The 13,490-nt window shown below is 76.0% G+C and carries 10 protein-coding genes and 1 riboswitch; of the genes, 5 read left to right on the top strand and 5 right to left on the bottom strand.

Annotated elements, in window-relative coordinates:
• Positions 1-2: 2 nt before the first annotated feature.
• The 3 genes from ACI79O_RS01085 to ACI79O_RS01075 form a co-directional block, all read right to left on the bottom strand.
• Entirely contained in the window at positions 3-1,187 is a 1,185-nt protein-coding gene (locus ACI79O_RS01085; RefSeq protein ID WP_456913140.1) for an acyltransferase family protein, read from the bottom strand.
• Positions 1,184-3,055 (bottom strand): hypothetical protein, encoded by a 1,872-nt coding sequence (locus tag ACI79O_RS01080; RefSeq protein ID WP_456913139.1) that lies wholly within the window; start codon positions 3,053-3,055, stop codon positions 1,184-1,186. Before ACI79O_RS01080 ends, ACI79O_RS01085 begins: the two co-directional genes overlap by 4 nt.
• Positions 3,056-3,140: 85 nt before the next feature.
• Positions 3,141-3,770: a TetR/AcrR family transcriptional regulator gene (locus tag ACI79O_RS01075; RefSeq protein WP_456886034.1), complete on the bottom strand. Its 630-nt coding sequence runs from the start codon at positions 3,768-3,770 to the stop codon at positions 3,141-3,143.
• Positions 3,771-3,893: 123 nt separating this feature from the next.
• On the opposite strand from ACI79O_RS01075, the gene ACI79O_RS01070 reads away from it, so the two are divergent.
• The 4 genes from ACI79O_RS01070 to ACI79O_RS01055 all read left to right on the top strand — a co-directional run bounded on the left by ACI79O_RS01070 (position 3,894) and on the right by ACI79O_RS01055 (position 9,954).
• Positions 3,894-5,225 (top strand): MFS transporter, encoded by a 1,332-nt coding sequence (locus ACI79O_RS01070; protein ID WP_456913138.1) that lies wholly within the window; start codon positions 3,894-3,896, stop codon positions 5,223-5,225.
• Positions 5,226-5,264: 39 nt separating this feature from the next.
• A complete protein-coding gene (locus tag ACI79O_RS01065; protein ID WP_456913137.1) occupies positions 5,265-6,815 on the top strand; it encodes a gluconokinase in 1,551 nt (516 codons plus the stop codon).
• A gap of 18 nt (positions 6,816-6,833) precedes the next feature.
• Positions 6,834-8,291, top strand: coding sequence for a GntP family permease (locus tag ACI79O_RS01060; protein WP_456886028.1), 1,458 nt, complete (start codon positions 6,834-6,836; stop codon positions 8,289-8,291).
• A gap of 88 nt (positions 8,292-8,379) precedes the next feature.
• Positions 8,380-9,954, top strand: a complete 1,575-nt coding sequence (locus ACI79O_RS01055) for an FMN-binding glutamate synthase family protein (RefSeq protein ID WP_456913136.1) — start codon at positions 8,380-8,382, stop codon at positions 9,952-9,954.
• A 61-nt stretch (positions 9,955-10,015) separates the two neighbouring features.
• Here the strand turns inward: ACI79O_RS01055 and ACI79O_RS01050 are convergent, their stop codons facing one another.
• Together ACI79O_RS01050 and ACI79O_RS01045 are read right to left on the bottom strand one after the other, a co-directional pair.
• The gene (locus ACI79O_RS01050; RefSeq protein ID WP_456913135.1) at positions 10,016-10,639 is read right to left on the bottom strand and encodes an FMN reductase; all 624 of its coding nucleotides are present in this window, start codon (positions 10,637-10,639) and stop codon (positions 10,016-10,018) included.
• The gene (locus tag ACI79O_RS01045) at positions 10,636-11,793 is read right to left on the bottom strand and encodes an LLM class flavin-dependent oxidoreductase (protein WP_456886022.1); all 1,158 of its coding nucleotides are present in this window, start codon (positions 11,791-11,793) and stop codon (positions 10,636-10,638) included. Before ACI79O_RS01045 ends, ACI79O_RS01050 begins: the two co-directional genes overlap by 4 nt.
• Before the next feature lie 360 nt (positions 11,794-12,153).
• Between ACI79O_RS01045 and ACI79O_RS01040 the strand changes: the two genes are divergently transcribed.
• A complete protein-coding gene (locus tag ACI79O_RS01040; RefSeq protein ID WP_456886020.1) occupies positions 12,154-12,975 on the top strand; it encodes a hypothetical protein in 822 nt (273 codons plus the stop codon).
• Between the two features lie 151 nt (positions 12,976-13,126).
• Positions 13,127-13,287, top strand: a riboswitch (cyclic di-AMP (ydaO/yuaA leader).
• Positions 13,288-13,490: the final 203 nt, after the last annotated feature.

Below are 13,490 nucleotides of genomic sequence, written 5' to 3'. Positions count from 1 at the left end.
GCTCAAGGAGCGAGCGCCTGCGCCTCGTCCCCGTCGCGGGCGATCACCCGGTCGGCGGCGCGCACGGGCGGTCGGTCGGGGACGACCGAGCGCAGCCGTTCGACCAGCGGCCGCTCGACCAGCCGGTAGGACAGCGCGGCCACCGCGACGGACACGGCGAGCGTCCCACCGAGCACCAGCGGGAGGGGGCTCTCGAACAGGTCCCAGAACGAGACCAGCAGCAGCATGTGGAACAGGAAGACGCCGTAGGAGATCTCGCCGGCCCAGTGCATCGGCCGGGAGGCGAGGAACCGGCGGGTGCGGCCCTCGGTCTGCTCGCCGAACACCAGCGGCAGCAGCGCCAGGCCGGCGATGCCGGTGTAGAGCACGTGCTTGACGACGACCTGGGCGCCGGTGAGGGGCTGGTCGAGTTCCACCGAGCCGGTCAGCGGGCCCGACGCCACCCAGAACAGCGCCGCGGCGCCGGCCCAGCAGGTCCACGGGCTCGACGCGAGCACCTGCACCCGGCGGACCGCCGCGCCGTCGGGGGCGGAGACGGTCAGGACGGCGACGGCCATGCCGGCGGCGAACCACGACAGGTAGGCCGGCAGCCACAGCGTCAGGGAGCCGAGCACCAGCGGGTCGCTCGCCGCCCACAGGCTCCACGCGAAGCCCAGCAGCGAGAGCACGCCGAGACCGGCGAACAGCCGGCGCGGCCGCCATCCGCCGCCGCCGGCCGCGACCAGGCCGCGGACCAGCAGCGGCAGCAGCAGGTAGAAGGCGACCTCGGTGCACAGGCTCCAGGCGTGGTCGAGGCCCTCGGCGTGCCAGTCCCGCGCGTAGACCTGGGTCAGGGTGAGGAAGCGCAGCCAGTCACCGGCGGTGGTGCCCTGGTTGCCCGGCAGGAAGAGCAGTGCCAGTGCGACGCACAGCCAGTACGCCGGGAGGATCCGCAGCGCCCGGCGCCAGAGGTAGGCCCCGGTCCGCGGGGCGGGGCGGCCCTCGGCGGCCGCCCGGAACAGCGGCTGGGACAGCAGGAAGCCCGAGAGGGTGAAGAACACCGCGACGCCGATGTCGAGCCGTGCCAGCGCGTACCCGCCGAGGTCGGGCGTGTAGGACCCGGACCAGAACGCGGCGTGGGTGGTGACGACGGCGAGGGCGGCCAGCGCCCGCAGCCCGTTGAGGCAGGGGTAGCGCACCGCGGTCACGCCCCGCCCAGCGGCCGGGGCACGCCGACCGTCACCGCGCCCACGCACACCGGCACCTGCGGGTCGTCCACACTCACCACGAGCTCCGCCACCGGCCCCTCGACCTGCAGGTAGAGGTCGTGCAGCCCGCCGCCGACCAGCGCGCCGCCGAGGGTGTCGCCGGCCTGCACCGTGATCGCGTTGCCCGCGCCGGCGATGTAGGCGACCTGCACGATCCACCGGCCCTCGGGAACCGGGCGCTGGAGCGGCACGGTCACCGGGCCGGCCGCGACCTGCCAGCCGCAGTCGGGCGCGGGCCCGGTCCCCGACGTGCTGACCGGGTCGACCGCGGCGAGCTGCCCGCGGCCCCGGTCGTCGAGCACCACCAGCTGGTAGCCGATCTCGCCGACCTGCAGGAAGTGCGGCTGGGCCGGCAGCCCCGACAGCACCACCGACGCCCGGTTCGCCGGCTCCAGCGCCGCCGGCAGGACCTCCTCGGGCACCGGGGTGTCGGCGAGGACGAGGGCCTGCTGGCCACCCACCGAGGATCGCGCCTCGGCCACGTAGTCGCGGGTGGCGTTCACCGACCAGAACTGCCCGAACCCGGCGGTGGAGAGGAACCAGCCGACGGCGAGCGCGCCGGCCACCGCGACCCCCAGGGCCGGGCGGGCGGACCCCCGCCCGGCGGCTCTCCCGGCGCCGCGGCGCGGGCGGTTCACGGCCGGGGCGCCGCGGACGGGCAGGAACGCCGCGGCCAGGCCCAGCGCCGCGACCAGCGCGAGGGTGGCCGGCGGGACCGTGCCCGTGGGCAGCCCGCCGACGACGTCGGCGCGGTCCGGGGACGCCGCCTCGCCGAGCAGCACAACGCCACCGGTCGCCACCGCCACCAGCCAGGCGCGCAGCGCGCCGCGGCGGAGGACGACGCTGCCGGCGACCACGGTCGCGACCACGGCCGCCGCGCCCCACACCAGCGCGTCCGGCGGCGCCGGGACCGCGAACGGCAGCGCCACGGGACGCCAGACCCACGGACCACCGACCAGCCCGGGCAGCACCGTCCGGGCCAGCTCGCCGGGCAGGCCGCCGGACGCGTCGCGGAACACGGCGGCGTCGACGAGCGGGCCGGCCGAGACCAGGCTCCGCGCGACCAGCCCGACCACCACCCCGGTCGCCTGCGCCGCCCAGGCGACCGGTCCGGCGCCGAGCGCGCGCATCCTGTCCCGCGCGGAGCCGGCCGTCGCCCACAGGGCGGTGACCACCACCAGCAGCAGCGGGACCAGCAGCACCCACCCGGAGAACAGCAGCCCGACGGCGACGGCCAGCCCGCCGACCACTGCCGGCCCGGGCGCGCGGGTGCGCAGGTACCGCACGTGCGCGCCCAGCGCGGTCAGCAGGACCAGCTGGAGCGGCAGCTGCACCAGCGCGGCGCTCCACCACAGGCCGCCGACGAGGGGCAGCGAGCTGGCCAGGTACACGGTGAAGGGCAGCAGCACGGCCGGCCGGCGCCCGAACAGGTCGACCAGCAGCCGGTAGAGCAGCAGGTCGACGACGAGCTGGCCGACCACCAGCAGGGCGACCAGCCCCGGCCACGAGTAGGGCGCGACCGAGGCGACGCCGCGGGCCAGCGCCGCCGCACCGGGCGGGCCGGGGACCTCGCCGGTCAGGCCGATGAGCTCGGCCGCGGCCAGGACGTCCTGTCGGGTGAGCCAGCCGCCGGCCGCCGTCCACGCGCGCGCCGCCAGGTGCACGGCCACGAGGACCGCGGCGACCGCCGGGACCAGGGCCTCCCGCTCGACGCTCAGCTGGAGGACCGCGCGCCGGGACGAGGCGGGCGGTGTCCCCCCGGCGGCCGGGCCTCCGGCGGGGGCGCCGACGTCCGCGGGTGCAGCCATGGAACTCCGATCCTGTGAGCGAGGTCTCGGAGAGGGTAAGCGGGGCAGGTTACCGACCGGTAGCCCACCGGGGGAGGAGCCGGCGTCAGGCGCGGTGGGCGACCAGCTGGACCAGCACCTCGGTGGCGACGTCGGTGTCGTCGCCGAGCGCCGCGGCCTCCCCGCGCTCCACGCGGGCGAGCATGAGCTCGTTGAGCCCGCCGACGGCGGCCAGCACCAGCGCGCGGTCGACCGGGCGCACCTCGTCGGGGTGCCGCCGGGCCAGGTCGGCGGCGACGCCGCAGATCAGCTCCACGTAGCGGTCGATGACCTGCCGCCGCAGGGCCAGCGCCGGCCGGCCGGCCGCCTGCACCTCGACCAGCGCCGCCCACGCCACCTCGGGGTTGGCGGCCAGCACCTCGAGGTAGGCGCGCACCGCCGTCCGCAGCCGGTCCCGCCACGGCAGGCCCGCCGCGGCGGCGTGCTCCTGGGCGGCCTGCACGGTGGCGAGCATCTTGTCGGTGGCGCGGGTGTAGAGCTCGAGGAGGCAGTGCTCCTTGTCGCGGAAGTGCGCGTAGACGACGGTCTTGGACACCCGGCCCTCGCGGGCGATGTCGGAGATCGTCGTGGCGCGGTAGCCCTTGGCTGCCATGGAGGTGGCCAGCGCGAGCAGGATGCGCACCCGGCGGGCGGCGTCGTCCTCGGTGAGGTCGGCCGGCGAGACCAGGGCGTCCACGGGTGGATGCTACGGCCGCCGGACCGGCGGGACGGCCGGAGACACCGCCGCGCGGGCGGCACGGTGAGGCGGTTCACGGGCGCGGCCGGGAACACCCGGCGGCCGGGCGCTGTCGTCACCGGGGTGACGCCCCCGACGCCCGCCCGTGCGCCGCTGCGCGCCTACGCCGTCTGGCTCACGGCGCTGGCCGCCTACGTCGTCGCCGTCTTCCACCGCGCCTCCCTGGGCGTCGCGGGCGTGGAGGCCCAGGAGCGGTTCTCCGCCGGCGCCTCGGCGGTCTCGCTGTTCCTCGTGCTCCAGCTGGCCGTCTACGCCGGGCTGCAGGTGCCGGTCGGGGTGGCGCTGGACCGGTTCGGCTCCCGCCGGCTGCTGCTCGCCGGCGGCCTGACCATGGCCGCGGGCCAGCTGGTGCTGGCGCTGGCCACCGACGTCCCCACCGCCGTCGCCGCGCGGGTGCTGGTCGGCGCCGGTGACGCGATGACCTTCATCAGCGTGCTGCGGGTGGTCGGCCTCTGGTTCCCCGGGCCCACCGTCCCGCTGGTCACCCAGCTCACCGGCATCCTCGGCCAGGTCGGGCAGATCCTGGCAGCCTATCCGCTGGTGGCGCTGCTGCACGCCGCCGGCTGGCAGAGCACGTTCGTCGGTGCCGCGGCGGTCGGGGTGCTCGTCGCCGTCCTGGTGCTCACCACGCTGCGCGACGCCCCGCCCGGGACGCCGACGCCCGGCGCCGCGGGGCTGGCCGAGGTGCGCCGCAGCCTGACGCTCACCTGGCGCGAGCCCGGCACCCGGATCGGCCTCTACACGCACCTGGTCACCCAGTTCTCCGGCACCGTGTTCGCGCTGCTGTGGGGCTATCCCTTCCTCGTCGTCGGCCAGGGGCTCTCCCCGGCGACGGCGGCCGGGCTGCTCAGCCTGCTGGTGGTCGTCGGCATGGCCGTCGGGCCGCTGCTGGGCCGGCTGTGCGGGCGGTGGCCGCTGCGGCGCTCGGTCCTGGTGCTCACCATCCTCGGCCTGACGGCGACCACCTGGACGGTGGTCCTGCTGTGGCCGGGCCGCGCGCCGCTGTGGCTGCTGGCCGTGCTGGTCGTCGTCCTCGGCACCAACGGCCCCGGCTCGATGATCGGCTTCGACTTCGCCCGCACCTGGAACCCCGCCGAGCGGCAGGGCAGCGCCAGCGGTGTGGTCAACGTCGGCGGGTTCGTGGCCTCGCTGCTGACCATCCTGGCCATCGGGGCGGTCCTCGACCTGCTCACCCCCGGCGCCTCGACCGCCTACGACCTGGACGCGTTCCGCGCCGCGTTCGCCGTCCAGTACCTGTTCTGGGCGATCGGCCTGGTCGGCGTGCTGCGCCACCGCCGGGTGCTGCGCGCGCGGCTGGCCCGCGACGGCGTGGTCCTCGCGCCGCTGCGCGTCGCCGTCACCGCGCGGCTGCGCGGGGCGTCGGCCTACCGCTGACCTCTCGCGCCCGGGAGTCGGTCCCGGCACGATCACCGCATGGACGTCGTGGTCGGACTGGACAGCGGGACGACGGCCACCAAGGCGGTGACCGCGGGCACCGACGGACGGGTCCGCGACCTGGTCAGCGTCGGCTACCCGCTGTCGGTGCCCGCGCCCGGCCGCGCCGAGCTCGACGCGCGGCGCCTCGCCGACGCCGCCGTCCGGGCGCTGGCCGCCGTGAGCGCCGCCGCCCGGGACCGCGGTGACCGGGTCGTCGGGATCTGCCTGTCGGCGGCGATGCACGGCCTGGTCCCCATGGACGACGACGGCCGGCCGCTCGGCCCGGTGGTCACCTGGGCCGACGCCCGCGCCGCCGGGTTCGCCGACGCGCTGCGCGCCGACGGCCGGGCGCCGGGGCTGCACGAGCGCACCGGCACGCCGGTGCACGCGATGTCCCCGCTGCTCAAGCTGGCCTGGCTGCGCGCCGACGACGCCGACCGGCTGGCCGCGGTGCCGCGCTGGGGCGGGGTGAAGGAGCTCGTCGTCGCGGCGCTGCACGGCGGGCCACAGGTGCTCGACCGCGCGTGCGCCTCGGCGACCGGCCTCTACGGCATCCGCACCGGCTCCTGGGACCCCGAGGCGCTGCAGGTCGCCGGCGTGCGCGCCGACCAGCTGGGGGAGGTGCTGCCGACGACGGCGGTGCTGCCGGGCCTGCGCCCGGAGGTGGCCGCGGCGACCGGGCTGCCCGGGGACACCCCGGTGGTCATCGGCGCCTCCGACGGCGTGCTGGCCAACCTCGGCATCGGCGCGGTCCGCCCGTCGGTGGCGGCGGTGTCGCTGGGCACCAGCGGTGCCATGCGGGTCGTCGTGCCCGAGCCCACGGCCGACCCCGCCCACCGGCTGTTCTGCTACGCGCTCACCGACGACCACTGGGTGGTCGGCGGGGCGGTGAACAACGGCGGGTCGGTGGTGCGCTGGGCGGCGCAGGCGCTGGCCGCGGGGGAGGGGCCGGCGCCGGAGGGCGAGGACGCCGACGCCCTCGACGCCCGGCTGCTGGCCGAGGCCGAGGAGGTGCCGGCGGGCAGCGCGGGCCTGCTGTGCCTGCCCTACCTGCTCGGCGAGCGGGCGCCGTGGTGGCGCTCCGGGCTGCGCGGCGCCTACGTCGGCCTGCGCCGTGAGCACCGCCGGGCGCACCTCGTCCGGGCCGCGGTCGAGGGGGTGTGCCAGCAGCTCGCACTGGTGCGGGACGCGTTCTCGGCCACCGGCCTGCCGGTCACCGAGGTGCGCGCCACCGGCGGCGCGGTGGCCTCGTCGCTGTGGGTGCGGACGCTGGCCGCCGCGCTCGACCTGCCGGTCCGGGTGGCCGACTCGCCCGAGGGCACCGGCCTGGGCGCGTCCCTGCTGGGCCTGCACGCGCTCGGCGCGCTGCCCGACCTCGACGAGGCGACCGCGCTCATCGGCGTCTCCGACCCCGTGCAGCCCGACCCGGCCGCGGCGGACCTCTACCGCCGGACGCGTCCGCTGGTCGAGCGGTCCACCCGCGCGCTGGCCGAGGTCCTGACCACGCTCGACACCCTCGACGACACCCCGACGGTGCACCCCGTCTGAACCCAGGAGGGAACTGCCATGCCCGAGGTCGAACCGGTACTGGGCGTCGGCCCGCTGCTGCTCATCGCCGCCGCCGCGGTGGCCGTCCTGCTGTTCCTCATCATGAAGCTCAAACTGCACGCCTTCCTGGCGCTGATCCTCGTCAGCCTGCTGACGGCGCTGGCCACCCGGATCCCGCTCGAGGACGTCGTCACCACCCTGACCGAGGGGTTCGGCGGCACGCTGGCCAACGTCGCCCTGCTGGTCGGCCTGGGCGCGATGCTCGGCCGGCTGCTCGAGCACAGCGGCGGCGCGCAGGTGCTCGCCGACAGCCTCATCGGCCGGTTCGGCGAGAAGCGCGCACCGCTGGCCCTGGGCGTGGCCGCGCTGTTGTTCGGCTTCCCGATCTTCTTCGACGCCGGGCTGGTCGTCTTCCTGCCGATCGTGTTCACCGTCGCCCGCCGCCTCGGGGGCTCGCTGCTCACCTACGGCCTGCCGGTCGCCGGCGCCTTCGCGGTCATGCACGCCTTCGTCCCGCCGCACCCCGGGCCGGTCGCGGCTGCCGAGCTCGTCGGCGCCGACATCGGCCTGACCCTGGTGTTCGGGCTGCTCATCGGCCTGCCCACCTGGTACCTCGGCGGCTACCTGTTCGGCCTGTGGGCCGGCCGGCGGTACGACATCGCGGTCCCGCCCGCCGAGGACGAGCCCGGCACGCCGGCCGCTCCCGAGCCGACGGTCGCCGGCACGGCGCCGGGGACGGCGGGCGCCTCCGGCGGGCGGCGCACGGAGACCGCGACCCGGTCGGCCCCGCCCGGGTTCGGCACGGTCGTGGGCATCCTGCTGCTGCCGCTGGTGCTGATCTTCCTCAACACCGGGCTGACCACGCTGGCCGCCGCGGGCGCGGTGGACGAGGCCTCGTTCTTCGTCCGGGCCGGCCAGCTGCTCGGTGCCACCCCGGTCGCGCTGCTCATCACCGTGCTGGTGGCGATCGTTGTCCTCGGCCGGCGGCGCGGGGAGAGCGGCGCCCAGGTCGAGTCGATCGTCAACAGCGCCCTGGGTCCGGTCTGCGCGATCATCCTCATCACCGGCGCCGGCGGCATGTTCGGCGGCGTGCTGCGGGCCAGCGGGATCGGCACGGCGCTGGCCGACGTCCTCGGTGACATCGGCCTACCGGTGATCGTGGCCGCGTTCGTCGTCTCCGTCCTGCTGCGGGTCGCGCAGGGGTCGGCGACGGTCGCCCTCACCACCACGGCCGGCCTCCTGGCCCCGGTGGTCGAGGCCTCCGACGGGCTGTCCTCGATCGACCTGGCCCTGATCGTCATCGCGATCGCGGCCGGCGCCACCGTGCTCTCCCACGTCAACGACTCGGGCTTCTGGCTGGTCAGCCGGTTCTTCCGGATGGACGAGAAGACGACGCTGAAGACGTGGACGGTGATGGAGACGCTGCTCGGGTCGATCGGGTTCGCGCTGGCGTTCCTGCTCAGCCTGTTCCTGTAGCCCCACTCGGGGTCCGTGGCGCCGCTCCTGGCGCGGACGGCGCCGTTCCGCGCCAGGATGGCGCCCTGACCGCGAGCGGAGGTGCGACATGAGGGGTGCGGCGCGGGCCGCGGTGGCCGGACTGGGCGCGGTGGCGGCGGTGGCCGCCCGGGACCTGCTGCAGCGGGAGCACACCGTGCTGCGCAACTTCCCGGTCATCGGGCACGCGCGCTACCTGCTGGAGGCCCTGGGCCCGGAGCTGCGGCAGTACCTGGTCGCCGGCAACAACGAGGAGCGGCCCTTCACGCGCGACCAGCGCCGGTGGGTGTACGCCTCGGCCAAGGGGGAGAACAACTACTTCGGCTTCGGCACCGACAACGACCTCGAGTACACCGCCGGCTACCCGGTCATCAACCACCGCACCTTCGGCCGCGCCGTGCCGCCGTCGCACCCCCACTCGGCGGCCGACGTCACGCTGCCCTCGGCCAAGGTGCTCGGCGGCCCGCGCGGACGGCGGCAGGCCTTCCGGCCGCCGTCGGTGGTCAACGTGTCGGCGATGAGCTTCGGGTCGCTGTCCGGGGCGGCGGTCGAGGCGCTCAACCGCGGCGCGGCGCTCGCGGGGTGCATGCACAACACGGGGGAGGGCGGCCTGTCGGTGCACCACCGCCACGGCGGCGAGCTGGTGTTCCAGATCGGCACCGCCTACTTCGGGTGCCGGGACGAGCGCGGCCGCTTCGACCTGCAACGGCTGCAGGACCTGGTGGCGGGGGCCCCGGTGCGGGCGCTGGAGGTCAAGCTCAGCCAGGGCGCCAAGCCCGGCCTCGGCGGGGTGCTGCCGGGGGCCAAGGTGTCGGCCGAGATCGCCGCGGCCCGCGGGGTGCCCGAGGGGGTCGACTGCGTCAGCCCGTCCCGGCACGCGGAGTTCACCGACACCGACAGCCTGCTCGACTGGGTGGAGCTGCTCGCCGCCGAGACCGGGCTGCCGGTGGGGATCAAGTCCGCCGTCGGCGACATGGCCTTCTGGGACGAGCTCACCGAGCTCATGGCCACCACCGGCCGCGGGGTGGACTTCGTGACCGTCGACGGCGGCGAGGGCGGCACCGGCGCCGCGCCGCTGATCTTCACCGACTCGGTGTCGCTGCCCTTCCAGCTCGGGTTCGCGCGGGTGTACTCGACCTTCGCCCGGCGCGGCCTCACCGACCAGGTGACCTTCGTCGGCGCGGGCAAGCTCGGCCTGCCCGACAACGCGGTCGTGGCCTTCGCCCTCGGCTGCGACATGGTGAACATCGCCCGCGAGGCGATGCTGGCCATCGGCTGCATCCAGGCGCAGAAGTGCCACACCGACACCTGCCCGACCGGGGTGGCCACCCAGAACGCCTGGCTCGCCCACGGGCTGGACCCGGCGCTGAAGTCGGTGCGGCTGGCCAACTACGTCGCCACCCTGCGGCGGGACCTGCTCAAGGTGGCCGAGGCGTGCGGCGTCGAGCACCCGGGACTGATCGACACCTCGTCGGTGGAGGTGCTCACCGGGCGGTCGGCGTCGACCCCGCTGGCCGAGGTCTACGGCTACGAGCCCGGCTGGGGCCTGCCCTCGGCGGCCGACCGCGCGGAGACCATCGCGCTCATGACCGCCGAGGCGCCCCAGGGCGGGACGGCGCCCCCCTCGGAGGACGCCGTCCGCTGACGGCCCTCCTGCAGGGGCCCGCCGCGAGCCTGCGAGCGGTGGGGGCAGGAGGGTCCTTCCGCTATGCCTCGCCGCGGAGGAGCTGCTCGAAGTCGGGGACGTCGGCGAAGGGGTCGACCGGGCGGGCCGTGGCCGGCCGGCCGGTGACGACGTCGGCCAGCTCGCCCGCCGCACGGGTGATCCGCGCCGCCAGCTCGCCGCTGACGCCGTCGCCGCCGGCCCAATCCTCGCTCGCCGCGAACACCGCCGTCGGCACGGTCACCGCCCGGAGGTAGGCGAACAGCGGCCGCATCGCGTGCTCGAGCACCAGCGAGTGCCGCGCGGTGCCGGCGGTGGCGCCCAGCAGCACCGGCTTCCCGGTCAGCGCGTCCGTGTCCAGCACGTCGGCGAAGGACTTGAACAGCCCGCTGTAGGAGGCGGTGAACACCGGGGTCACCGCGATCACCGCGTCGGCGCCGGTGACCGTGTCGATCGCCGCGCGCAGCGCCGTGTTGGGGAAGCCCGTGACGAAGGCATCGGCCAGGTCGCGGGCGTGCTCGCGCAGCTCCACGACCTCGACGACGGCGTCCTCGCCCCGCTCGCGCAGCGCGTCGACGGTGGCGGCGGTCAGCCGGTCGGCCAGCAGCCGGGTCGACGACGGCGTCGACAGGCCGGCGCTGACGACGGCGAGGGTGCGGGTGGTCATGCGGAGACCTCCTCCTGGACCTGGCCGGTGACGTCGTCACCCGCGGCGTACACGGTGGAGTCCTGCGCGCCGCCGCGGGCGGCGACCAGCGACGCGTGGGTCGGCGCGTCGGGCACGTGCGCGGGCTTGAGCGCGGCGAACTCGCGGCGCAGCACCGGCACGACCTCCTCGCCGAGGATGTCGAGCTGCTCGAGGACGGTCTTCAGCGGCAGCCCGGCGTGGTCGACGAGGAACAGCTGCCGCTGGTAGTCGCCGACGTAGTCGCGGAAGCCGAGGGTCCGCTCGATGACCTGCTGCGGGGAGCCGACGGTCAGCGGCGTCTCGCGGGAGAAGTCCTCCAGGGAGGGGCCGTGGCCGTAGACCGGCGCGTTGTCGAAGTAGGGCCGGAACTCGTCCACGGCGTCCTGCGAGTTCTTGCGCATGAACACCTGACCGCCGAGGCCGACGATCGCCTGGTCGGCGGCACCGTGGCCGTGGTGCTCGAAGCGGCGGCGGTAGAACTCGACCATCCGCTGGGTGTGCTCCTTCGGCCAGAAGATGTGGTTGTGGAAGAAGCCGTCGCCGTAGTACGCGGCCTGCTCGGCGATCTGGGGGCTGCGGATCGAGCCGTGCCACACGAACGGCGGGACGCCGTCCAGCGGGCGGGGCGTCGAGGTGAAGCCCTGCAGCGGGGTGCGGAACCGCCCCTGCCAGTCGACGACGTCCTCGTCCCACAGCCGGCGCAGCAGCGCGTAGTTCTCCACCGCCAGCGGCAGCCCGTCGCGGATGTCCTGGCCGAACCAGGGGTAGACCGGGCCGGTGTTGCCGCGGCCCATCATCAGGTCGACGCGGCCGCCGGCCAGGTGCTGCAGCATCGCGTAGTCCTCGGCGATCTTCACCGGGTCGTTCGTGGTGATCAGGGTGGTCGCCGTCGACAGCTGCAGCCGCGAGGTCTGCGCCGCGACGTAGGCGAGGGTCGTCGTCGGCGACGAGGAGAAGAACGGCGGGTTGTGGTGCTCGCCGAGGGCGAAGACGTCCAGGCCGACCTCCTCGGCCTTCTTCGCGATCGTGACGATCGCCCGGATCCGCTCCGCCTCGCTCGGCGTGCGGCCCGTCGTGGGATCGGTCGTGATGTCACTGACCGAGAAGACGCCGAACTGCATCTCGTGCTCCATGTGGTTGAGAGTGCAACTACTGCTACGGCCCGTCCAACCGCGGCGCCCTCGCGTCCATTCCCAGGGTCTCGTGACCGCGCTGAGATGCAATGACTGCGCTCGGTGACGGATCCGGCACGTCCCGGCGATCCCACTCCGGCGGGCTCCGCGCCCCCCTGTCGGCGCCCGGCCGGTGGGTATCCGGGGTGGGATCGTGATCACCCCGACGGCCGGCCGGGGAGTCCGGACCGGCACGGCGGACCGAGGGGGACCGGGATGTCGCAGCGGGCAGGGGGAGGCGCTCAGACCGGAGCGCCGGGGGACGGCACCGGGGGACGGTCGCCGTCGGGCGGACTCGACGGCCTGCTGGGGACCGGGCCGGTGTTCACCGGGGCGGTCCGCGGCTACGACCGCGCGCAGGTCGACGACTACGTGAACTGGGCGGAGACCGAGGTCCTCGTCCTGCGCCGGGAGAACGACCACCTGCTCAGCCGCTACGCCGCCGCCTCGGCCGAACTGCAGAACGCCCGGCGCCGGCTGGCCGCGCTCGTCCGCGAGCGGCAGTCGCTGCCGGGGCCGGACGAGGCGCTGGAACTGGTCCGCCGGGCCGAGGCCGAGGCCGCAGCCCGGACCGCCGCCGCCGAGGAGGAGGCGCGGCGCGTGGTCGAGGAGGCCCGCACCGAGGCCGAGGCGCGGCTGAGCGGGGTCGCCGAGATGCGCGAGGCGGTCATCGCCCTGCGCGAGCAGACCCGCAGCGAGGCCGCGGCGGTGCTCGAGGCGGCCCGCCGCGAGGCGGCGGAGCTGGGCCGGGGGGCGGCCGAGGAGCGCGCCCGGCTGGACCGCGCGGCGGCCGCGGTGCGCGAGCGCCTGGACCGGGAGGCGGCAGAGGTCCGCGCCCGCGCCGACGCCGAGGCGGCCGAGCGCCGGCGGGTCGCCGAGGCCGAGCTCGCGCCGCTGCGCGACGAGCGCGACCAGGCGCGCGAGTGGCTGCTCGGGCTGACCGGGCAGATCGACCGGGCGCTGGCGGTGATCACCGGCGTGCTGCCCGACGACGTCCCCGTCCTCGCCGAGCGTCGCGAGGCGGCCGAGACCGTCGGGGAAGCCGCGGCGGGCGCCGCGCGGGAGCCGGTCGCCGCTGCCGATGCGTCGCAGGTCACTGTGTTGCGCGACACGGACCGGCCCCAGGTCGCCGCGGCCTCCTGACCAGCAGCGACACCGGCGCGGGCAGCTGCCCGGGGGGCCGGCGGGTCACACCCGTCCCGCCGGTCCCTCCGGCCCCGTGTTGTCACGGACCGGTAACGGTGTCTACGGTGGCGGGCGTCCGGTCGGTCGTCTCTCCCCGTCCGGGGAGCCTGGCCGGACGCCGCCGAGTCGTGTCCGCACCCGTGGACGCGAGCCGGGGACCCACCGCAGTACTGGGGTGAATCGCACCCGTCGAGCTCTGCTCGCGGGGGTGTAGGGCTGCTTCCCGCCCGAACCCGTCAGCTAACTCGGTAGGCGGCTCACGGAAGAAACGGAGAGCCTCCGCATGCCCCGCCTCCGGGCCCCCGCGGCCCGCAGGTGCAGCCGCCCGCGCGCGCAGCGCGGTCCCGCGTCCTCCTGACGCCGGCTCGACCCTGCCCTGCCGCGCCCCGGCGCCGACCGCGGCCGCCGGAGACCTCCCGACCAGACACGCCGTAGACCCGCGCTGCGTGCGCGTGCCCATGCCCCGGGCCGCC

This window comes from Geodermatophilus sp. SYSU D00696 (assembly GCF_054050235.1).
The sequence above is the reverse complement of the archived record's forward strand: the minus strand, read 5'-3'. Positions and strand labels throughout refer to the sequence as shown.